Source organism: Cloacibacterium sp. DMC96 (genome assembly GCF_056313765.1).
Genome location: NZ_JBQUZQ010000001.1, coordinates 1,697,356 through 1,720,407 on the forward strand (window position 1 = coordinate 1,697,356; position 23,052 = coordinate 1,720,407).

23 protein-coding genes are annotated in these 23,052 nt (G+C 33.7%); 17 read left to right on the forward strand and 6 right to left on the reverse strand.

All coding sequences use genetic code 11. The annotated features are described in order from the left end of the window. Positions 1–264 precede the first annotated feature (264 nt). From ACT53I_RS07585 to mutY, 3 genes are all read right to left on the reverse strand, one after another. The gene (locus ACT53I_RS07585; protein ID WP_476079180.1) at positions 265–1,185 is read right to left on the reverse strand and encodes a PfkB family carbohydrate kinase; all 921 of its coding nucleotides are present in this window, start codon (positions 1,183–1,185) and stop codon (positions 265–267) included. Between the two features lie 61 nt (positions 1,186–1,246). Continuing rightward, complete coding sequence (gene gldD, locus ACT53I_RS07590; RefSeq protein ID WP_476079184.1) at positions 1,247–1,801, reverse strand: gliding motility lipoprotein GldD; 555 nt, start codon at positions 1,799–1,801, stop codon at positions 1,247–1,249. A 57-nt stretch (positions 1,802–1,858) separates the two neighbouring features. After that, positions 1,859–2,896 (reverse strand): A/G-specific adenine glycosylase, encoded by a 1,038-nt coding sequence (gene mutY, locus ACT53I_RS07595; RefSeq protein WP_476079187.1) that lies wholly within the window; start codon positions 2,894–2,896, stop codon positions 1,859–1,861. Between the two features lie 47 nt (positions 2,897–2,943). Between mutY and ACT53I_RS07600 the strand changes: the two genes are divergently transcribed. The 17 genes from ACT53I_RS07600 (at position 2,944) to ACT53I_RS07680 (ending at position 19,176) form a co-directional block, all read left to right on the forward strand. Next, complete coding sequence (locus tag ACT53I_RS07600) at positions 2,944–3,234, forward strand: HU family DNA-binding protein (protein ID WP_069797137.1); 291 nt, start codon at positions 2,944–2,946, stop codon at positions 3,232–3,234. A gap of 252 nt (positions 3,235–3,486) precedes the next feature. Beyond that, the gene (locus ACT53I_RS07605) at positions 3,487–5,043 is read left to right on the forward strand and encodes an Rne/Rng family ribonuclease (protein WP_476079192.1); all 1,557 of its coding nucleotides are present in this window, start codon (positions 3,487–3,489) and stop codon (positions 5,041–5,043) included. 250 nt (positions 5,044–5,293) lie between these two features. Next, positions 5,294–6,373: a hypothetical protein gene (locus ACT53I_RS07610; protein ID WP_374451265.1), complete on the forward strand. Its 1,080-nt coding sequence runs from the start codon at positions 5,294–5,296 to the stop codon at positions 6,371–6,373. Between the two features lie 110 nt (positions 6,374–6,483). Continuing rightward, complete coding sequence (locus ACT53I_RS07615; protein ID WP_476079195.1) at positions 6,484–7,029, forward strand: hypothetical protein; 546 nt, start codon at positions 6,484–6,486, stop codon at positions 7,027–7,029. Positions 7,030–7,254: 225 nt separating this feature from the next. Continuing rightward, on the forward strand, positions 7,255–7,677 hold the full coding sequence (locus tag ACT53I_RS07620; protein WP_374451264.1) for a hypothetical protein: 423 nt from the start codon (positions 7,255–7,257) through the stop codon (positions 7,675–7,677). A 323-nt stretch (positions 7,678–8,000) separates the two neighbouring features. Continuing rightward, positions 8,001–8,630, forward strand: coding sequence for an NUDIX hydrolase (locus ACT53I_RS07625; RefSeq protein ID WP_476079196.1), 630 nt, complete (start codon positions 8,001–8,003; stop codon positions 8,628–8,630). Positions 8,631–8,722: 92 nt separating this feature from the next. After that, complete coding sequence (locus tag ACT53I_RS07630; protein WP_476079197.1) at positions 8,723–9,535, forward strand: lysophospholipid acyltransferase family protein; 813 nt, start codon at positions 8,723–8,725, stop codon at positions 9,533–9,535. Positions 9,536–9,609: 74 nt separating this feature from the next. Next, on the forward strand, positions 9,610–10,950 hold the full coding sequence (locus ACT53I_RS07635) for a UDP-N-acetylmuramate--L-alanine ligase (RefSeq protein WP_476079198.1): 1,341 nt from the start codon (positions 9,610–9,612) through the stop codon (positions 10,948–10,950). Between the two features lie 93 nt (positions 10,951–11,043). Then, on the forward strand, positions 11,044–11,472 hold the full coding sequence (locus ACT53I_RS07640) for a CBS domain-containing protein (protein ID WP_476079199.1): 429 nt from the start codon (positions 11,044–11,046) through the stop codon (positions 11,470–11,472). Between the two features lie 111 nt (positions 11,473–11,583). Then, the gene (locus tag ACT53I_RS07645) at positions 11,584–12,771 is read left to right on the forward strand and encodes a homogentisate 1,2-dioxygenase (protein WP_476079200.1); all 1,188 of its coding nucleotides are present in this window, start codon (positions 11,584–11,586) and stop codon (positions 12,769–12,771) included. 195 nt (positions 12,772–12,966) lie between these two features. Continuing rightward, complete coding sequence (locus ACT53I_RS07650; protein ID WP_104793296.1) at positions 12,967–14,250, forward strand: acetyl-CoA hydrolase/transferase family protein; 1,284 nt, start codon at positions 12,967–12,969, stop codon at positions 14,248–14,250. 104 nt (positions 14,251–14,354) lie between these two features. Beyond that, the gene (gene hppD, locus ACT53I_RS07655) at positions 14,355–15,485 is read left to right on the forward strand and encodes a 4-hydroxyphenylpyruvate dioxygenase (protein WP_476079201.1); all 1,131 of its coding nucleotides are present in this window, start codon (positions 14,355–14,357) and stop codon (positions 15,483–15,485) included. 3 nt (positions 15,486–15,488) lie between these two features. Beyond that, positions 15,489–15,959 carry a hypothetical protein gene (locus ACT53I_RS07660; protein WP_476079202.1) on the forward strand — a complete coding sequence of 157 codons (471 nt, stop codon included), beginning with the start codon at positions 15,489–15,491 and terminating at the stop codon, positions 15,957–15,959. Between the two features lie 73 nt (positions 15,960–16,032). Next, a complete protein-coding gene (gene fahA / locus ACT53I_RS07665) occupies positions 16,033–17,280 on the forward strand; it encodes a fumarylacetoacetase (RefSeq protein ID WP_476079203.1) in 1,248 nt (415 codons plus the stop codon). A 55-nt stretch (positions 17,281–17,335) separates the two neighbouring features. Continuing rightward, the gene (locus tag ACT53I_RS07670) at positions 17,336–17,698 is read left to right on the forward strand and encodes a four helix bundle protein (protein ID WP_476079204.1); all 363 of its coding nucleotides are present in this window, start codon (positions 17,336–17,338) and stop codon (positions 17,696–17,698) included. Positions 17,699–17,749: 51 nt separating this feature from the next. Then, entirely contained in the window at positions 17,750–18,571 is an 822-nt protein-coding gene (locus tag ACT53I_RS07675; protein ID WP_476079205.1) for a flavin reductase family protein, read from the forward strand. 5 nt (positions 18,572–18,576) lie between these two features. Beyond that, on the forward strand, positions 18,577–19,176 hold the full coding sequence (locus tag ACT53I_RS07680) for a hypothetical protein (RefSeq protein ID WP_476079206.1): 600 nt from the start codon (positions 18,577–18,579) through the stop codon (positions 19,174–19,176). Positions 19,177–19,219: 43 nt separating this feature from the next. Here the strand turns inward: ACT53I_RS07680 and ACT53I_RS07685 are convergent, their stop codons facing one another. The 3 genes from ACT53I_RS07685 to ACT53I_RS07695 form a co-directional block, all read right to left on the reverse strand. Further along, the gene (locus ACT53I_RS07685) at positions 19,220–20,050 is read right to left on the reverse strand and encodes an alpha/beta hydrolase family protein (protein WP_476079207.1); all 831 of its coding nucleotides are present in this window, start codon (positions 20,048–20,050) and stop codon (positions 19,220–19,222) included. A 111-nt stretch (positions 20,051–20,161) separates the two neighbouring features. Then, on the reverse strand, positions 20,162–20,755 hold the full coding sequence (locus tag ACT53I_RS07690) for a hypothetical protein (RefSeq protein ID WP_104793289.1): 594 nt from the start codon (positions 20,753–20,755) through the stop codon (positions 20,162–20,164). A gap of 191 nt (positions 20,756–20,946) precedes the next feature. Next, the gene (locus tag ACT53I_RS07695; RefSeq protein WP_476079386.1) at positions 20,947–22,947 is read right to left on the reverse strand and encodes a M13 family metallopeptidase; all 2,001 of its coding nucleotides are present in this window, start codon (positions 22,945–22,947) and stop codon (positions 20,947–20,949) included. Positions 22,948–23,052: the final 105 nt, after the last annotated feature.

Sequence of the window (23,052 nt, forward strand, 5' to 3'; positions counted from 1 at the left end):
AATCCCTTTCAAATAAAATTTAAAAGGGAGTTAATTATTTCTTAAAATTATTTTGCAATCTAAATTTTATGCAACGCAAAGATTTTATTAATCCTATGAACAATTTTAGTGAGCAAAGAATACGAATAAATTCGTTTTAAGCGTTCGCTTTATCAATTCGCTAGCGAATCTAACTTTGCTCTCTTGATATTTTATTTCAATTTTATAAACTTTGCGTTTAATAAAAGTTGAAAATTCATGGTAATCTGCGTTTTCAAAACGTTTTTAAAGTTTCACTTCGAAAGTGGTAAGTTCTTTAAATTGTTTTATTCTGCCAATCATTTCGGCTTCGGTAACTTCTTCTAAACGTTGCGTTCCGAATTTTTCTACCGTGAAACTTGCCATTGCAGAACCTACAATTAATGCAGATTTCATTTCTTCGAAAGCAAATTCTTGTTTTTTAGTCAAATACGCTGCAAAACCACCTGCGAATGTATCTCCAGCTCCAGTTGGATCAAAAACTTCTTCTAATGGCAATGCTGGAATTGCGAAGATTTTACCATCATTAAATAACAATGCTCCGTGTTCTCCTTTTTTGATAATCACGAATTCTGGTCCCATATCGTGGATTTTTTGCGCTGCTTTTACCAGAGAATATTCTCCTGAAAGCTGACGTGCTTCTTCATCATTAATGGTAATAACGTCTGTTTTAGCAATTACTTCCAATAATAAATCCCAAGTAAGATCCATCCAGAAATTCATGGTATCTAAAATTACCAATTGTGGACGTTTTTCCATTCTATCTAACACGGCTAATTGCACAGCAGGATGCAGATTTCCTAAAAGTAAAACTTCGGCATCTTTTGCAGATTCTGGAATTTTCGGGTCGAAATTTTCTAGAACATTCAGTTCTGTAGCTAAAGTATCTCTAGAATTAAGGTCGTTATGATATTTCCCACTCCAGAAAAATGTTTTCCCGTCCTTAATCATTTCTACTCCATCGATATTGATTCCTTTAGAAGTCATCATATCCAAGTAATGCTGTGGAAAATCTCCACCAATTACAGAAACCAAACTCACGTCTGTTTTCATTACAGAAGCGGCTAAACCTATGTAAGTCGCTGCTCCTCCTAAAATTTTATCAGTTTTACCAAAAGGCGTTTCTATGGCATCAAATGCTACAGTTCCTACTGCTAATAATTTCATATGTAGATATTATTTATTGTTTTTTATATATTATTTTTTCTCTCCAACTCTCCCACTCAAACTACTTCCACTGGAAAGTATCAATCATGTGTAGCAAATCTTTTTTAATATAATCTACTGCTGGTGCGAGTGAATCTGGTTTTGGTCTTGTATTAAAATATAAATTAGCGGTGACAAAATGTCTGGTGCTATCTGTGATAAAAATCTGAATATTAGAAGCACTTTCTCCTTTTAATTCATACACATTTCCATACACTTTTTTCTCTGGATAAGAAAAGGACTTGGTTTCGATAGCTGAAGCTTTAATGGTATGTCCGTACACCATTTTTTCTACTTCTTTTACGTGCGCATCAAAATCATTTTTCACCGGAAAATACGTAATGAAAACATTGGCTTTCATTTTGGGATAACGCAAATTATACCAACATGCTTGTTTAGCATCTGCTATTGCTGCAAAATCTGAATATTCAAAAGTATAAGCACATGGATTAGTAAATGCTTGATAATGAGGCCGTGGATATTCTAGACGCAATTCACCTTTGGGTTTAGGTTTTGCTTCTTCACTACAAGCCAATGCAGAAAACGCTAACAAAATGACTGCTAATTTTTTAAACATTCTGCAAAAGTAAGAATTTTTTGTGGAAGAATTTTCTCGAAAATCAAGTTTAAAGATTTAATTTTCAAACGTTTTCTTCAAATAATTTTCTAAAGGTTTCGGAAAAGACTTCTGATGAGAATTTTCGTAATCTGTAATCTGCAATTGTTGCTTCTGAGCGTAGTTTTCAAAAACTTTTTTATCCTGCAAAATCACTTTAGAAATACTGATTTCAAGATTCTTGTGTGTAAGTTTATGATACACCGTTTTTTCCTCCACTACAAAATCTTCCAATTCCTGAGAAATACTTTCCGGGAAATCATATAATTTTTTCCAAATAAAGGAATCATCTCGCTGTTTGATGAGGAATTTATCTTCATACATTATATAATAATAGTGTAGTTTTAAATCTACCGCTTTTACTTTTTTAGATTTCACAGGAAAATCCAGCACTTTTCCCGTTTCGTAGGCCAGACAATTTTCCTGAATGGGACAAATTTCACATTGTGGATTTTTAGGTTTACAAATTTCTGAACCCAAATCCATAATCGCTTGGTTAAAGTTTCCCGGATTTTCTTCAGGCATAATGAGTAAAGCCAATTCATAGAAATATGCATATGCTTTCGGCGAGGAAACATCAAAATCATCGGCAAAAACTCTACTTAGCACTCGGTAGAAATTCCCATCAATGGCAGGAACTTTTTCATCAAAACAAATGCTAGAAACCGCAGCTGCAGTATATTTTCCCACGCCTTTTAGTTTTAAAATTTCAGAAAAGGAGTCTGGAAACGCTCCTCCGAAATCTTCCATCACTTGTTGTGCTGCTTTGTGAAGATTAATCGCTCGTGAATAATAACCTAAACCTTTCCAATAGAGTAAAACTTCGTCTATTTCTGCACTGGATAATGATTCTAACTTAGGAAATCTTTCTACAAAATTCAGGTAATGATTCTTGCCTTGCTCTACTCTAGTCTGCTGTAAAACGATTTCGCAGACCCAAATGTGATAAGGATTCTTCGTTTTTCGCCAAGGTAAATCTCTCGCATTCAAATCATACCATTTCAAGAGTTTTAAACCAATGTTTAGAAAATCAGTATATTTGTTCTTCTTTTTCAAAAAATATTTTTTATATTTGCACACCAAAAATAAAAACAAAAAAGGAAATGACAAAGGCAGAATTGGTAAACACCATCTCAAGCAAATTAGGAATAGAAAAAAATGATACACAAAAAGTTATCGAAGCTTTTATGCAGGAGATCAGAACTTCTATGTATAATGGAGATAACGTATATTTAAGAGGTTTCGGTTCTTTTGTAATCAAAACCAGAGCGGCAAAAACAGGTAGAAATATTTCTAAAAATACAGCTATCAACATTCCTGCTCACAACATCCCAGCTTTTAAACCTTCTAAAACTTTCGTAGAAAAAGTTAAAACTAAGGTTGCTGTAAAATAATTTATAATTTAGGTTCAAAAAAAATTCAAATATTAACTTTTAAAAATTTCTAACTATGCCAAGCGGAAAGAAAAGAAAAAGACACAAGGTGGCTACCCACAAAAGAAAGAAAAGAAGAAGAGCAAACAGACATAAGAAAAAATAATCTTTTCTGTTTAGATACAATATAATATAGTTGGTGTTTTTATCTTTATAATGAGCACTAACTATATTTTTGTTTTAATTAAAAACTTTAAAAAGAAATTTTAGAAAATGAAGAAAGAATTAATAATCTCTTATGAAGATGATGCTTCTAAAATTGCCCTTATTGAAGACGGTAGATTATTCGAGCTCCACGAGATACAGCAGAATACAGATTTTGTAGTAGGCGATATTTTTGTGGGAAAAATTAAAAAATTAGCTCCCAATCTCAATGCTGCTTTCGTAAATATAGGTTACGAGAAAGATGCTTTTTTGCATTATCAGGATCTCGGTCCGCAGTATCTTACCTATCGCAAGTTTTTACAGGATACGGTATCCAAAAGACAACAAACTTCTTCGCTTAAAAACTTCCAAATTCAGCCAGAAATAGACAAGCACGGCACTGTAGACAAAGTAATGGCTGCTCAAGACGAAGTTTTATTGCAAATTACCAAGGAACCTATTTCTACAAAAGGTCCCAGAATTTCTACCCAGATTTCATTAACTGGTAGATTTCTAGTACTCATCCCTTTTGATAATAAGGTTTCTATCTCTAAAAAAGTTAAAAGCACCGAAGAAAAAGCAAGGCTCAAAACGCTTATCGAAAGCATAAAGCCTGAAGGTTTCGGTGTAATCATCAGAACAGTAGCAGAAGGAAAAAAAGTAGCAGAACTCCATAATGACATGAACCAATTGGTTGATAAATGGAATGTTTGCTTCAAAAATATCCAAAAAAATAAAACCCCTGCCAAAGTTCTTAGTGAAGAAGACAAAGCTTCGGCTATTTTGAGAGACAATTTCAATCAGGATTTCGTTTCTATCATTTGTGACGATGAACAAATGGTAAACGATATGAAAAATTATCTTGAAGTTATTGCTCCAGAACGAAAAAACATTGTACAATTTTATGATTCTCACATTCCACTTCTGGAATATTACAATGTAGAAAAACAGCTGAAACAATCTTTTGGAAAACACGTAAACATCCCAAGTTCTAAAGGTGCTTACCTCGTGATAGAACACACAGAAGCACTGCACGTAGTAGACGTGAACTCGGGGAACAACATTTCTTCTGGCACTGCCAATAAAGAACACGCCCTAAACGTGAACAAAATGGCTGCTACAGAAATTGCAAGACAACTCAGACTGCGAGATATGGGCGGAATTATTGTGGTAGATTTTATAGACATGCCAAATCCTGACCACAGAAAAGACCTCTACGAACACTTGCGCGAAGAAATGAAACGCGACAAAGCAAAGCACAAAATCCTACCGCCTAGTAAATTTGGTTTGATACAAATCACCAGACAACGTGTAAGACCAGAAAAACAAATAGACACCAAAGAAGAAAACCCGAACAAAGACGGCGAAATCTTGGCTCCTATTTTTGTGGTAGAACGCATGGAAGAAACCATCAAAGATTTCTTTACCAAAAACAAGGGCAAATTATACCTACACACGCATCCGTTTGTAGAAGCATATCTTACAAAAGGATTGATGAGCCAACAAATGAAATGGTTTATCAAGTACAAAAAATGGGTAACCATTATCCCAAGAGATTCTTTTAAATATCTGGAGTACAGACTCTACGATGCAGACAAAAAAGAACTCATAAGCTACTCGAATTAATGAGTAATATGAAATTTTCGGTTCTCTCCTTGAGGAGAGTTAGAGAGGAAGAAAATTTCTAAAAATTATAAAATCGTTGCAGAAATGCAGCGATTTTTTTGTTTATATTTGTTAGAAACTAATAAGCAAGAAACTTAAATAACAAATTCAACTAAATCTTTACAATCAATTATAAGGTTTTTACAATTAAATTTTGTCAATTTGAGTGATTTGGAATTACAAAACCAACATTTCTTAAACTTAAAACAATATGAATAAAATTTATAATTTTAAAGATTTGGAAAGACCTACATTCTTCCAAAAACTATTGAAGAAAAAATTACCACAGAATTTTGTATTAGAAGTGAATAATGTTTTAGCTAAAAAACAATTAATGAAAGTAACTCAAAGTGACATTTCAGAAATTGTGACAAGATATGGTGCAAATGTATTAAAGAAATGTAATAGCGCACTTACTGAACTATACACAGACTATTTAAAATATTGTTTGACTGACAAAGTTCTTTCTGAAACTGAACTACAAGAATTAAAGCACTTAAAAGATATTTTATCCTTGACCGAGAAAGATATAAACGAAATACATAATAAAATTGCTGGTGCTATTTATAATAAAAGTATGAAAGATATTGTTTCAGATGGAATAATTGACAAATCTGAAGAAGACTTTTTAATTAAACTACAAAATGATTTAAAACTTTCTGACGACATTGCCAACAAAATATCTGAACAAGTAAGAGGACAATTTGTACAAGATTTTTTTAACAAAGCTGTTTCGGATGAAAGACTTTCACCGCAAGAAGAAGAGCAACTTGAGTTAATTAGTAAAAACCTAAACATTAAACTTCAAATTGATGATAAGATTAAATCCAAGTTAGATAGATATAAACTTTATTGGGTAATCGAAAACGGTGAAATCCCAGAAATTAATGTTCCACTTTCACTAGAGAAAAACGAAAAATGTTATTTTCAAACTAAATGCGAATGGTATGAAATGAGAACTGTTACTCAACGAATAAATTATAGTGGAACGACAGCAAGTATTAAAATAATGAAGGGCGTAAGGTATAGAGTTGGTACAATTAAACCTCAAAGAATTACAAGTGAACAATGGAAACAAATTGATTATGGGTCTATGTATTTGACTAACAAAAGAATTATTTTAATCGGACAATCTAAAAACTCAAATATTAAGTTGCAAAAAATTCTTTCATTTACACCTTATTCAGACGGCGTAGAAATATCTAAAGATGCGGGGCGTAATCCATTAATTAGATTTTCAACCAACACAGATATTTTTTCATTAATACTTTCAAGGCTTTTAAACGAATAAACAAATGAACGAAAACCCGAACACCCGATCTCGCGGATTTTTAATCGGTGATTTTTTATCATTTATTTTAATTAAATTTGTTATAAACTAATAAACATTAACTAATAGAAATGAAATATTTAATCCTAATTTTTTCTTTTATATCTCAATTCAGTTTTGCACAAGACAATTATAATTTATCTACTCAAAACAATCAAATTGAATGGCAAAAAGTTTTTGAAACTAAAATGACTAGACAAGAAGTTGAAAGCATTTTAAAATCAAATGGTATTTTCAAAAATTTACATTTTTTAGAGAATTCAGTTACTGGTGAAATAGAAAATATAACCGCTGATTACAAAGGGGCAGGAAACTCTGGTTTGACTACTTCTTTTTATGTTCAGAATACAACTATTTCGGGACAATTTATTATTGATTTCAAAGAAGGAAAATATAGAGCTTCATTAAATGGAATAAATCTAAAAACAACTAATAATTTGTCTGGTGGGGATATTACTATTATGTCTGCAAACGCTGTCCAACCTCTATCTTATTATGCCTTAAAAAAGTCTCAATTTCGAAAAGGCTTTTTAAATTCTGATGCAAAAATATACGATTATACATTTTCCAATCTTTTTGACTTTAGTAAATATAAAATAAAATCAGAAGATTGGTAACAACCGGATCACCCGATCTCGCGGATTTATAATCCGTGAGTCTCACTTACCCGCTGCGCAAAGTTTGCAACTTTGAGCAATGATAAAAAGTAGCAAATAAATTTTGGAAACAGAGAAGTATTAGTGAATTGACTGACGCAAAGTCAGGAGACTTTGCATAGCGGATTATAAATTTTTTACACTTCGTCTATTTGAGTGTTAGCGCTAATAACTCAGAAAACCATAATGAAATATAAACAACTAAATATTGACTGGAATGCTGAACCTAATGCGCCAGAAATTAAAATTACTGTTGAACATACTACAGTAACACTTGAATTTTTTCTTAATTATTTTGTTTATGACAGTTTTCAAGAAGATGAAAAAGGAATTTTAACTTTCAATAGAGTTCACAAGTTTTCCCTAAATGGTATGAATGAAGAAGGTTATTTTAGAGAACAATATCGCTATAAAGAATCTGATTTACCATGGGGAGAATTTTATGAGCTTGAGTCTGATTGGCAAAATGATTTTCCAAAAAACAACTTGATTCTTTTGCCTAACAGAGACAATAAACCTTTGAAGCATTTTATATTTTTCTTTAAGGATAATACATTTGAATGTGTTGCAGAAAGTTATGAATTTAAAAGTGGTTACTTTGCCAAATAATGGTTTCGCTACTACCCAATCTCCCAGATTTATAATCCGTGACTTTCAATAAAAAACCCAAAAACCTCTGCTTTCGCAGAGGTTTTTCTATAAAAGAACTTCTACTCTACTTCGGGTAAAAGAGCAGTCAAGTTTGGGGTTTGTTCGTGGTTTCTTCGTGTTTCCTTCGAATCAGCCTCGGAAAAGTACCCAAAATCACGAACAAACCACGAACAAATGTAAAAGGAAACTCAACTCAGACCCTAACTTGATTCGAGAAAATCTTATCAACATTTAACAATCCTTTAAAACAAGCTCTGCTAAAAATTCCCTATTTTTGAGCAATGCAAAATTCTTTAGAAATACTATTACAGCAGTTGCAAGATGCAGAGTTGGGCGGTTTTGATGCGCAAAAAATCTATGCGCCACCTTATCGTTCTCTGCTCACGCAAGAAGAAATTTTGGCCAAAAATCCTAAATACGCCGCCGTCAATATTTTACTCTATCCCAAAAACGGAGAATGGCACTTTCCGCTCATCCACAGAACGCACAATGAGAATGACAGACATTCTGGGCAGATTTCGCTTCCTGGTGGTAAAAAAGATGACACCGATGCAGACTTTGCAGAAACCGCCATCCGTGAAACCTGGGAAGAAATAGGCGTTACCACTTCACAAATCAAAATTGTGAGAGAACTCTCTCCTATTTATATCCCACCAAGTAATTTTTTTGTGTATGCTTTTCTGTCTTACACCGAATCTTGGCCAGATTTTAATCACCAACAAACCGAAGTGCAAGAAATTTTAGAAGTTCCACTTTCTGTGATACGAGATTTGCCAAAACCACCTTTAACCATGGAATTGCCACGAACCAATGGATATAAAGTTCCTTATTTTGATTTCCAAAACCATAAAATTTGGGGCGCCACTTCTATGATTTTGAGTGAATTGAACGAGTTGCTAAAAAATGTTTAAATTTGCAAAGTCCGCTGTCTATTTTATCAATACTAGACAATAGCGTTTTTATCATTTGTGTTTAATAAAATTTGGCTTCAAGCTGCTTGAAAATGGCGAAGAAAAGCATTTTTACAGATTCTTTCGGGAATATTTACTTTTTAAAGAGATTTATCATCTTCATCTTGGGAATGATTTCCTACAGAAGATTTAATGGGTTCAACAAACTGAAAATTACAGGAACCGAGCATTTGGTAAACCTCCCGAAAACCAATGTATTGTTCGTATCTAATCACCAAACGTATTTTGCTGATGTAGCAGCAATGTACCACGTTTTCTGTGCCGTAAATAATGGATATATGAACACCATCAAAAATCCTGTTTACCTGCTAAATCCAAAAGTAGATTTCTACTACGTAGCCGCAGAAGAAACCATGAATAAAGGGATTTTGGCAAGAATTTTTAAATTGGCAGGAGCTGTTACCGTAAAAAGAACTTGGCGCGCCGAAGGAAAAAATGTAAACAGAATGGTAGATTTAAGAGAAGTAGAAAATATTCTGAAAGCGCTAGATAATGGTTGGGTGATTTCTTTTCCGCAAGGAACTACTTCTGCTTTTGCACAAGGTAGAAAAGGAACAGCTAAACTCGTTCAGCAACAACGTTCTATCGTTATTCCTATTAAAATTAATGGTTTCCGTAGAGCTTTTGACAAAAAAGGATTGAGAGTAAAAGTGACAGGTGTAGAACCTACCATGCAATTTAAAGCGCCACTAGATATAGACTACGACAACGAAAAGGCGGAAGATATTCTTAACAAAATTATGCACGCCATCGAGCAAACTCCTGAACATAACGTACTTCACGATTATGACAAAGAATATCAGGAGCGCAAAAAACAAGAGAAAAAAGACGAAAATCCTCAATAATAAGGCAAAATGAGAAGTTAGAAAATTTATTTTTTTCATTTTTCATTCTCCATTTTCAATTTTCCATTAAAAAAATGAACATTCATTTCATTGCAATTGGCGGTGCTGCGATGCACAATCTTGCCATAGCGCTCAAAAATAAAGGTTACCAAATCACAGGTTCAGATGATGCTATTTTTGAACCTTCTCTTTCTCAATTGCAAAAAAACGGACTCCTTCCTGAAAATTTAGGTTGGTTTCCTGAGAAAATTTCTGAAAATTTAGATGCAGTCATTTTAGGAATGCACGCCAAAAAAGAGAATCCAGAACTCTTGAAAGCTCAAGAATTGGGCATCAAAATCTATTCTTATCCAGAATTTCTATACGAGCAGAGCAAAGAAAAAACCAGAGTGGTGATTGCAGGTTCTCACGGGAAAACTACCATTACTTCTATGGTTCTTCATGCGTTGCAATATCATCATTTCGACACAGATTTTATGGTAGGAGCGCCATTAGAAGGTTTTGATTGCATGGTAAAACTTTCTTCAGAAAATGATTTCATCATCTTGGAAGGAGATGAATATCTTTCTTCCCCGATAGATTCTCGTCCGAAATTCTTGCATTATCATCCTAATATCGCTTTGGTTTCTGGGATTTCTTGGGATCATATCAATGTTTTTAAAACGGAAGAAGAATATGTAGAAGCTTTCAGAAATTTCATTAAAAATATTACTTCTGGTGGAATTCTAGTGTACAATGAAGAAGATGAAAACTTAGTAAAACTGGTAGACGAAGCGGAGAATTATTTCAGAAAAATGCCTTACAAAACGCCCAACTACGAAACCCAAAACGGAAAAACTTCCGTAGAGACAGAAATGGGGCAAATTCCGCTTAAAATTTTCGGAAAGCACAATTTACTGAATACAGAAGGAGCAAGGCTTATTTGCAATCAATTGGGCATTTTAGACGAAGATTTCTATGAAGCCATGATGAGTTTCTCTGGAGCATCAAAACGTTTAGAAAAGGTAAAAAGAAATGATGATGTGATTTTGTACAGAGATTTTGCTCACGCTCCGAGCAAAGTGAAAGCATCTGTAGAAGCCTTTGCAGAACAATTTCCTGCCATGAAGAAAGTTGGCGTTCTAGAACTCCACACCTACTCTTCTCTCAATCCAGCGTTTTTGCCTCAATACAAAAATACTTTAGCCAAACTCGATGAAGCGGTGGTTTTCTATGATTTGGAAGCTTTGAAAATTAAAAACATGACTCCCATTTCTCCTGAATTGATTAAAGAATCTTTCGGGAAGGAAAATTTACAGGTTTTTACCAATGCGAATGATTTGAAAAATTTTTGGCAAAATCTAGAAAAATCAAATGCTGCTTTCCTAATGATGAGTAGCGGAAATCTTGGCGGAATTTCTTGGACCGAAAACTGATATTTTTCTCAAAAATTTTAGATTTTTTTTCGCTAACTATTTCATATTCAAAATATTTTATTAATTTTAGAAACACACTAAAACCACATGAATATGAGAACTATAAAACACATTCTTGATAGAAAATCAAGAGAACTCGCCATCATCGAACCTGAAAAAACCGTTTTCGAAGCTTTAAAATTAATGGCAGACAAAAACATAGGCTCTGTTATTGTAATGGAAGGAACACGATATCTCGGCATTCTTTCGGAGAGAAATTACGCACGCCAAGTTGTTCTCCTCAACAAAAGTTCTAAGCAACTTCCAGTAAGAGAAATTATGAGAACAGACCTCCCAAAACTTTCTAAAAATGACCCCATCGAAAAATGTATGGAAATCATGACTCAACTCAATGTGAGATATTTGCCTGTGGTAGAAAATGAAACGCTCATCGGTCTCATTTCTGTAAAAGACCTTCTAGACGAAGTTTTATTGCACCAAAAAGACGTCATCGAAAATCTTACCCACTATATCAACACTTAAATTTTTCGCCTGAACTAATACCATTTATCCTCCCGAAATCCATCGGGAGTTTTTTATGGAGTGAGATTTCTAAATTTTATTATATTTGGAAAAATCAGAACACCAGTAGAAATGAGATACACCACATTAGGAAAAATTCCGCAAAAAAGGCATACCATTTTTAAATCCGAGGAAGGGAATTTCTATTACGAACAGCTTTTTGGGACTGAAGGTTTTCACGGAATCTCTTCGTTATTGTATCATATTCACAGACCTACGCAGATTAAATCTATTGGAACGCCAAAAGATATAACTCCAAAAATTGCAATAGACCGAAACATCACTCCAAGAATGTTTAAAGGTGTACAAGTCACTCCCGAAAATGATTATTTAGAAAGTAGAAAAGTTTTGTTGTTAAACAACGATTTAAAAATGGGCTTGGCAAAGCCAAAAAAATCTACTGATTATTTTTATAAAAATGCAGAATGTGATGAACTGCTTTTCGTACATGAAGGAAAAGGCACGCTGAAAACCTTTGTAGGGAATTTAGACTTCGAAAAAGGAGATTATCTTGTCATTCCAAGAGGAACGATTTATCAAGTAGAGTTAGAAACTACAGAAAATGTATTCTTCTTTTTAGAAGCACACTCCCCGATTTATACGCCAAAAAGATACAGAAATGAGTTCGGGCAATTGCTGGAACATTCGCCTTTTTGCGAAAGAGATATTATCGCTCCCACTTTTGTAGAACCCAAAGACGAAAAAGGAGAATTTCTCATCAAAGTAAAAAAAGAAAACCTGATTTGGGATTTTATTTACGCTACACATCCTTTTGATGTGGTAGGTTGGGACGGTTATTTCTACCCTTATAAATTCAATATCAAAAATTTTGAACCGATTACTGGAAGAGTACATTTACCACCACCCATTCATCAGAATTTTGAAGCGCATAATTTTGTGATTTGTTCTTTTGTGGCGAGAATGTACGATTATCATCCTCAAGCCATTCCTGCACCTTATAACCACTCGAATATAGATTCAGACGAGGTTCTTTTCTACACTGAAGGAGATTTTATGAGCCGAAATTACATTGACTTAATGGATTTTACGCTTCATCCTGGCGGAATTGTTCACGGACCTCATCCTGGTGCAATGGAAAGAAGCATTGGCAAAAAATTCACCGAAGAATATGCGGTAATGATAGATCCTTTCAGACCACTTAAAATTACAGAAGAAGCGATGAAAGTGGAAGATAAATCTTACGCTACCAGCTGGTTAGACACCGAAGAAAATTATTTACACGACAGAAGTCAAGAGTAAAAACCCGAATAAACATTTAAAAATTTTATGGGTTAAAAATTCCTATTTTTATGCACTTTAGCACAAAAACAGGTCAATATTATCAAAAAATCAGAACTTTATTTGATAAATCTCATCTTTTATATTCTTCATAAAAATGTAACTTTGGGAAACAGAGAAAATTGAAAAGTTTAGAAACATAAAAACGATTATATTATGTATAATTACGTCACGGCAGAAGAAGCCTTATCACTTGTCCAGAGCAACCAAAGAATATTTTTTCACGGGAGTGCTTGTACTCCTAATTATTTGATTTCGGAATTAGCAAAACAAGCCCATAGATTAAGAGATGTAGAAGTGGTTTCCATCACCGTTCAAGGTGAAGTAGAAATCGCAAAACCAGAATATAGAGACAGTTTTTACATCAACTCTCTTTTTGTTTCGGCACCAGTAAGAGAAGCGGTAAACAGTGACAGAGGAGATTTTGTTCCCGTTTTTTTGAGTGAAATTCCTATTTTATTTAAAAATAATATTCTTCCGTTAGATGTAGCCATTATTCAGGTTTCACCACCAGATCAGCATGGTTATTGTTCCCTGGGAACTTCTGTAGACGTAGCGAGAAGTGCCGTAGATTCTGCAAAATATGTGATTGCCCAAGTAAATCCTAAAATGCCAAGAACGCTAGGAGATTCTATGCTTCATGTAAAAAGAATTGATAAAATGGTTTGGCATGAAACCGATTTATTAACGGTAGATTACGCTGCGAAAGTTTCTGATGATGAAAGAACCATCGGAAAATATATTGCCGAAATGGTAGAAGATAAATCTACGCTACAAATGGGAATTGGTACCATTCCAGATGCGGTTCTAAGTTCACTACATAATCACAAGGATTTAGGTGTACACACCGAAATGATTAGTGATGGAATCATCGATTTAGTTGCGAATGACGTAGTAAATAATAAATATAAAGGAACACACCTCAACAAAACCATTACTGCATTTTGTTTTGGAACAAAGAAATTATACGATTTTATCGACAATAATCCTTCCTTCCAGTTTATGGATGTAACTCATGTAAACAATCCATCCATTATTAGAAGAAACAAAAAATTAGTAGCCATCAATTCTGCTATAGAAGTAGATTTAACAGGTCAAGTGTGTGCAGATTCTATTGGCACTTATCAATATTCAGGAATTGGCGGACAAATGGATTTTATTCGTGGAGCTGCACTTTCTGAAGGTGGAAAACCTATTATTGCCCTTACTTCTAGAACCAAAAAAGGAGTTCCTAGAATTGTTCCTTACTTAAAAGAAGGAGCTGGTGTAGTAACAACCAGAGGTCATATTCACTATGTAGTAACAGAATATGGAGTTGCTTATCTGTATGGAAAAAACATGAGACAACGCGCAAAACTTCTTATAGACATTGCCCATCCTGATGACAGAGAAATGCTAGACAAATTCTGCTTCGAACGATTTAAATCACACGCATTGTAAAATCATAAAACCTATCAAAAAGATAGGTTTTGTTGATTTTTTTTGTGCGCATCACACAATATTTGTAATTTGGCACATAACAAACTCCAAATAAAAAGAGAAAAATGAGCACACTTACTTTTGCCGAAAAAATAGCGCAGGCAGAGAATTTTCTTCCAATAAATGGAACAGATTATATAGAATTTTATGTAGGAAACGCTAAACAAGCAGCCCATTATTATAAAACAGCTTTCGGTTTTCAGAGCGTAGCTTATGCAGGGCCAGAAACTGGCGTAAGAGATAGAGCTTCTTATGTAGTGCAACAAGGAAAAATAAGATTGGTACTTACCTCAGGTTTATCTTCAGATTCACCAATTTGTGAACACCAAAAAAAACATGGTGATGGAGTAAAAATTCTTGCACTTTGGGTGGATGATGCCTACAAAGCATTCGAAGAAACCACAAATCGTGGGGCAAAACCTTACATGGAGCCAAAAACGCTAAAAGATGAATTCGGGGAAGTAAAAATGGCAGGAATTTATACCTATGGCGAAACCGTTCACATGTTCATCGAAAGAAAAAATTACGACGGGCCATTTATGCCAGGATACGAAAAATGGGAATCTGATTATAATCCTACAGATTGTGGATTGCTTTATGTAGACCATTGCGTAGGGAATGTAGGTTGGGACAGAATGATTCCTGTAGTAAAATGGTATGAAGAAGTAATGGGATTTGTAAATATTTTAAGTTTTGACGATAAGCAAATTAACACCGAATATTCTGCACTCATGTCAAAAGTAATGAGCAACGGAAACGGATTTGCTAAATTCCCTATTAATGAACCAGCAGAAGGGAAGAAAAAATCTCAGGTAGAAGAATATCTAGATTTCTACGAAGGAGAAGGAGTTCAGCACATTGCAGTAGCGACTAAAGACATCATAAAAACAGTAACAGAATTGAAAGCGAGAGGAGTAGAATTCCTTTCAGCACCACCAGAAGCCTACTACGAAATGGTTCCAGAAAGAGTGGGAACAATTGATGAAGACATTAAAAAACTTCAAGACTTAGGAATTCTAATCGACTGTGACGAAGAAGGTTATCTTTTACAAATTTTTACAAAACCTGTAGAAGACCGCCCTACTCTTTTCTACGAAATTATAGAAAGACATGGTGCGCAAAGCTTCGGAGCTGGTAATTTCAAAGCATTATTTGAAGCCTTAGAAAGAGAACAAGCCAGAAGAGGCAACCTATAAATCATGAAAAAAATATTTTTATTTTTCAACATCTTTTTATTCGCTTTTTCATTCGCTCAAAAAACGAATACTAGAGACTACGAAGACATTAATGCAAAATTAGACCGCCTTTTACGTGAAAGAGAGGTAGAAAAAAGAGTACTGAATGTAAACTTAGAAGGCAAAACCTTTGTCCTCATTCAGAATAAAGGAACTTTGGTATACAAATACGTTGTAAGTTTTTTAGCAGATAAAAACATCAACATTATAGAGCTCATCAACGATACTTCTGCTCAGAGCAAAACAACCAAATTGTATTCTGGAGATTTCATTAGAAATAACAATTACATTTCTGTAAGAGCAGACGTTTTAGAAGGTCAAAAAATTGGCATTCCGCTTACGTACAACTTCATGATTCAAGAAAGAGACGGTATCCTTTTCTTAATCAATATGAACAACAATGAAAAGTGGATTGACACTGCTTTGGTAAAATAAAAAAACAATGAAATATTGCCCGAAATTCTTTTGTTTTCGGGCTTTTTTATATCTTTAAAACAAATTTTAAGACATGAAATCTTTTATAAATTATCCACAAAATTCAGATTTTTCTATTCATAATATTCCTTTTGGTGTAGCGGTTTTTAACAGAGAATACATCGCTTGTTGTACCAGAATTGGCGATTTGGTGATAGACCTCGCTACTTTATACGATTACGGATTTTTTGACGAAATAGAAGGGTTAAATGAAAACGTTTTCGAAGCTTACACGCTCAATGAATTTATAGAACTCGGAAAACCGGTAACCAATGCTGTTCGTTTAAAAATTCAGGAACTTTTATTAGAAGGTTCATCGCTGTCTCATGACGAAAAAACCATAGAAGAATGTTTCTATGATTTAGATAAAGTACAAATGATGATGCCACTTCACGTACAGAATTACACTGATTTTTACAGCAGTATAGAACACGCTACCAATGTGGGAAAAATGTTTCGTGACCCTGCAAATGCTTTGCTCCCGAACTGGAAACATTTACCAGTAGGTTATCACGGTCGTGCTTCTTCTATCGTGGTTTCGGGAATTAATTTTCACAGACCAAAAGGTCAAATGAAACCTGCTGATGCAGAAAAACCGATTTTCGGTGCTTCAAAACAATTAGATTTTGAGTTAGAAATGGCTTTTGTATTGAATAAAAATACAGAAATTGGCGAAAGCATTTCTACCCAAGAAGCTGAAGATGCGATTTTCGGAATGGTGATTTTCAACGATTGGAGCGCTAGAGACATTCAGAGTTGGGAATATGTTCCTCTTGGTCCATTTTTAGGAAAAAATTTCTGTTCGTCTATTTCACCTTGGGTAGTGACTTTAGAAGCATTAGAACCCTTTAGAACTGCATCACCAAAACAAGAACCAGAAGTTTTAGATTATCTGAAATTTGAAGGAGATAAAAATTTCGACATTAACTTAGAAGTGTATTTGCAACCAGAAAACGGCGAAGAAAACCTAATATGCACAAGCAACTACAAATACATGTACTGGAATATGGCTCAACAGTTGGCGCACCATACCATCAATGGTTGCAATGTAGAAGTTGGCGATTTATATGCTTCAGGAACGATTTCTGGAAGTGAACCGAATAGTTTTGGTTCAATGCTAGAATTGACTTGGCGCGGACAAAACCCGCTAAAACTTTCAGATGGAACTGAAAGAAAATTTATAAATGACCACGATACCATCATTATGAGAGGTTTCTCTGAAAAAAACGGAATAAGAGTAGGTTTCGGAGAAGTGAGAGGAAAAGTTTTGCCAGCTAAGTAAGTTATGAAAGTGATATCGTTATAAAAGTTAAAAAGTATAGATTTTAGAATAATATATGTCAAAAATAAATTCACATAAAGACTTAAAAGTTTGGCAAGAATCCATGGATTTTGTTGTAGAAATCTATAAACTTTTAAAACAATTTCCAGATGAAGAAAAATTTATACTTACTAATCAAATAAAAAGAGCAGCCATTTCTATTCCTTCTAATATTGCAGAAGGAGCTGGTAGAGAATCAAATCAAGAATTCTTTAGATTTCTTAGTATTTCTCAAGGCTCACTTTCAGAGCTTGAAACTCAATTAGAAATTGCTGAAAAATTAAAATATATCACTTTAAATGATGAAATAAAAAAACAAATAATTTTCATTAGAATAATGCTGACTAATCTCAAAAAATCATTAATCAATAAAAAGTAAAAACTTTCATAACTTGTATAACATTTATAACTTTCATCGCTTTAATATAAAATGAAAACAATCAGTCCATCAGAATTATCACCAATGCAAGTGCAAATGATTTTGCAAACGGCTGTTGCTCCGAGACCTATTGCACTGGCTTCTACCATAGACAAAAACGGAAATGTGAATCTTTCGCCGTTTAGTTTTTTTAATTTATTCAGTTCTAATCCACCGATTCTGATTTTTTCTCCTGCGAGAAGAGTTCGAGATAATTCTACAAAAGACACGCTTCATAATGTGATAGAAGTTCCAGAAGTGGTGATTGGAAATGTGAATTTTGAAATGGTGCAACAAGTTTCTCTTTCATCTACAGAATATGAAACGGGTGTAGATGAATTTATTAAATCTGGATTAACTAAAAAACCAGCAGAATTGGTAAAACCACCACTCATTGCAGAATCACCTGTGAATTTTGAATGCAAAATCATCGAGGTAAAACCTCTTGGAAACGAAGGTGGTGCTGGAAATTTAGTCATTTGTGAAGTTTTAAAAATTCATATTAGAGAAGAGTTTTTAAATGACGAAGGAAACCTAGATCAGAAAAAACTAGATTTGGTTTCTAGATTGGGCGGAAATTGGTACGGAAGAACAACTGCAGAAACACTGTTCGAAGTTCCAAAACCATTGGTTACCAAAGGAATTGGCTTTGATCAATTGCCTTCAGAAATTAAAAATTCTAAAATTTTCACAGGAAATGATTTAGGAATGTTGGCGAATGTAGAACAACTACCTGAAGGAAATTTCTCCGCAGATGAAAATTTACATCTAGAAGCGCAAAAACTGCTTTTAGAAGGCAAAATAGAGAAAGCTTGGAAAGTTTTAACTCAATAAAAATTATGAAAAAAATAATAGCACTACTTACGATTTTATTATTACAAAGTTGTATTGTAAATATTAAACAAGATTATAATGGATATAGCAGAAATTTAGTTTTTGAACAAAATAAAAAATGGCTCATCAATAATATCTATACAGATTTAAATTCTTATGATAGAGATGAACTGAATAAGAAAATTTTTGAAAAATTCAATGAATTATCAAAAGGAAACGCATACACTTTAGAAAAGGCAAGAAGCGAAAATTTAATAGCTGGTAAAATATCTTTTTCTCCTGAAATAGAAGAAATTGAACAACTCAAAAACACTACAGATTTTGATTATTTAGTAAACATTTATACTAAAAAAGTGAGGAATAATCTTTCATTAATAGAGCCTACTGAACAAACAAGATATGCAAGTAATGAAGCTTTTGCAATCATAGAAGTTTATGACATCAAAAAAATGAAAAAGATTTATTTGCAAAAAGCAAGTTCTTTACAAACTCGCGAAGAAAAAACAAAAGGGCCAAGTTTTCATTATACTTCAGAGACTTTATCTAAAAAGAATTTGAAGAAAATAATTAAAGACATTGAAAAAAATGCCATTTTAAAAAATTAATTGACTCTAACTTCGCCAAAGTTTAAAACTTTGGCGAAGTTTTTTATTTCAAAAACTTGATACAATCATTCACCACTGTATTCAGCAAAGTGGGCAATTTAAAATCTAACCAAGGTTCTTTGGCACCAAAAGTATGATTGCCTTTCTCAACCAGGATTAATTCTGAATTTACTGCCCAAGAATGTAAATTTTTGGCAGCAGAATACGGAACTGCTTCATCTTCTGAACCGTGAATAATTAAGAAATTTCCTTTAAAATTTTTAACAGCTTTTTCCACAGAAAATCTATCTTCGTTTGCTAAATAATCTTCTAAAAACTGAATATCATGAGGCATTTGTTGCTTTGTTCGGCTGTTGTAATTGTAATAAACACCTTGATTTTTCCATTCTTCTAATTTTTCTCCAATAGGAAATCTTTTCAGCGAGTCTACACTTGCTAATGTGATGAGGTTTTTGATTTTAGAATTTTCAGAGGCAGAAATAATGGAAATTCCGCCACCTCTAGAATGCCCGATTAAGGTAATATGTTCCGCATCTACTCGATTATTTTTGCTAAAATGCTCTATTACGAAATTTAAATCGCTCAATTCCTTAGAATAATTATTTTGTGCGAAACTTTCTAAATCTGCAAAATCACTTGGATGCTCCAATGAAGTTCCATTGTGCGAGAAATTAAATTTTACGAAATAAAATCCGTTTTTAGCAAACTTTTCCGCCATCAAATTCCAAGCGCCCCAATCTTTATAACCTTTGTAACCATGAGCAAAAATCACGAGTGGTAATTTCCCTTCTTTTTCTGGAATAAAAGCATCAGCCAAAAAAGATTTGGTTGCAGGATTTTCTAAAACGATATTTTTTTCTACTGTAAATTTCATAGTTGTAAATTTATAAAAATATGAAGCAACACCCCGTCAAAATTTTGTCAAATTTTGCCACCCCTCTAAAAGAGGGGAACAAAAAACCACCGAAAATTCGGTGGTTTCTGATTATTCTAATCTTTTATTTTTTATGATTTCTAGATTTTTGACCGTTCCAACTGGTGCAATTTTTATGTTTTTATTCCCTTTTGAAAAATAAAAATAATAGACACTATTGTTATCGACTAAGTGAACTACTTCTGATTCTCCAGAGTTATAATTGAGTTTATAATTATATTTTAAATCACCTTCCATGGCATTATTTGCTTCGAATCTACCTTCTGCAAAACCTATTCCCACAAAAAAGGAAGCCATTGTAAAAATCATAATACTCGCTACTTTTTGGTAAAAATCATGGATGGTAAAATCTTCTTTGCGCTTATTTTTACCCATGAAATTTTGGAATAATTTTTCATTTTTTGAATTGTAAACATACTTTAGAAAACCGTAATAGCTTCCAATAAACACGATGAATAATACAAAAATCAATGGATGAGACATCAAATCTGCAATGGGACTCAAAAGAACATCCATCAAGGTGGAATATTTCAAAATATTAATCCCCAATTGAAAAAAATGAATACTCTCTTTAATAATTCCAAGAATGACTAAATATAAATATCCTAAAGGCAAATACGTTTGAAGATTTTCAAGATTTTTCATGAGAGAATTGCATTTTTAATATTTCAAATATAATTTTTTTCGTCAGAATAAAAAAACCACCGAAAATTCGGTGGTTTTATAGCCCTGATTGAGCGGTATGTTTGAGCTCTTTTTCTGCGGCGGCTTCGCCGCCGCAGAAAAAAGCGAGTAGCGAAAGCAGGATGAAGCTTCTCAATCCCTACTTTATACTTTTACCAGATTTTAATTCTGTCTTCTGGTTTTTTGTAATGTTTGTCGCCTTCTTTTACGCCAAATGCTTTATACCAAGCTTCTGTGTTTACTAGCGGACCAAATGCTCTGTACATTCCTGGAGAATGCGAATCTGTTTTCACTTGGTTGATGTAGAATTTCTCCGTTCCTTTGGTTCTCCAAACAGTTGCCCAACTTAAGAAAAATCTTTGATTTTGGTCAAATCCACTGATTTTGCCTGGATTTCCTTTGTCTTTAAGATACATTTGAAGTGCATCAAAAGCGATATTTACACCACCTAAATCTGCAATATTTTCTCCCATGGTAAATTTACCGTTTACGAAACTTCCTTTTACTGGTTCGTATGCAGAATATTGAGCATCTAACTTAGCGGTAGCTGCTTCAAATTTCTTTCTGTCTTCGTCTGTCCACCAATTGTTTAGGTTTCCATCTCCGTCAAATCTAGAACCACCATCGTCAAATCCGTGAGAAATTTCGTGACCGATTACCGCTCCAATTCCTCCGAAATTTACTGCAGGATCTGCTTTGAAATCAAAGAAAGGCGCTTGTAAAATTCCAGCAGGGAAAACGATTTCGTTATTAGAAGCACTGTAATATGCGTTTACGGTTTGAGGAGTCATTCCCCATTTTGTTTTATCTACTTTTTTACCAATTTTTTCTAAATTTTTCTCATAATTCCAAGTCGTGATGTTTTGTCTGTTTTGGAAATATGAATCTGGACTTACCGTTAATTTAGAATAATCTTCCCACTGATCCGGATAAGCGATTTTCACTTTGAATTTTGATAATTTATCCAATGCTTTCACTTTAGTATCATCACTCATCCAATCAAGGTTTGAGATATGGTCATGGTATGCTTTTTTAAGATAATCTACCATGGTTACCATTTCTTCTTTTGCTTCTGCTGGGAAATATTTTTCTACATATAATTTACCGAAAGCTTCACCCAAAATACCATTTACTACTTCCAGTCCACGCTTGTTCATGGCACGTTGTTCTTTTTGACCTTGAAGGAATTTTCCATAAAAATCAAAACGCATATCGTCTAGTTTTTTGTCTAAAACACCTGCGTTTCCAGAAAGCATGTGGTATTTCATGTAATCTTTTAACAGAGGAAGATTCGCTTCGTTTACGAAAGCATCAAAGTTTTTAAAATATCCTAGTTCACCAAGAATTACTCTATCGGTTTTTACGCCAACTTGATTTAAATATCCTGCTAAATCTACATTTTTAACCAAACTAGAAAGTTCTGAAACAGTTTTAGGATTGTAACGCTTATTGGCATCTCTTCCTTCTTCGTTGGTTAATAAAGTTTTGGCCAATCTCTTTTCTAAGTCTACAATTTTAGCTGCAGTTTCATTTGCATTTTGATACCCCAAAACTGTCAACATGCTCGAAACATACTTGGTATATTCTGCAAGAGTTTTGGTATTGGCTTCGTTTTCTTTTTGATAGTAATCTTTTCCTAAACCTAAAGCTGGACCGCCAAGATAAATTGCATTGTCATTAGACGCTTTAAGGTCTGCTCCTACTCTCCACATATAGAAAATATTATCACCATTTGGAGTAGCTTCTACCAAATATTTTTGTAAATCTGCTACCGTTTTAATAGCATCAATTTTCGCTAAATCTGCTTTAATAGGGTTAATTCCGTCTGCATTTCTCTTGTCCCAATTCATGAAAGAAGAGTACAAATCTTGAATTTTTTTGCCTTCAGTTCCTTCTGCATATTTCTCCGTCAAAATATTATTCAAAATGGCTAAAGAGTTTTCGTCTGTTTTCTCACGAAGTTCATTAAAACTTCCCCAACTTGCTTTGTCCGAAGGAATTTCTACTGTTTTTACCCAATTTCCGTTTACATAAGTGAAGAAATCATCTTGTGGACGAACTGAAGTATCCATAAATTGAAGAGCAATTCCGTTTTCTGGTAATTGTTTTTGTGATGCACATGAACTTACTGTAAGCACAGCAGCTGCAGCCATCACTAGAAAAGGTACCTTTTTCATATGAAGTTATTTATTATTTTTTTAAAGGTCATATGCAATCGCTGAACATTCTTTGATGTTTGTATTTTTCAGCACGGCGAT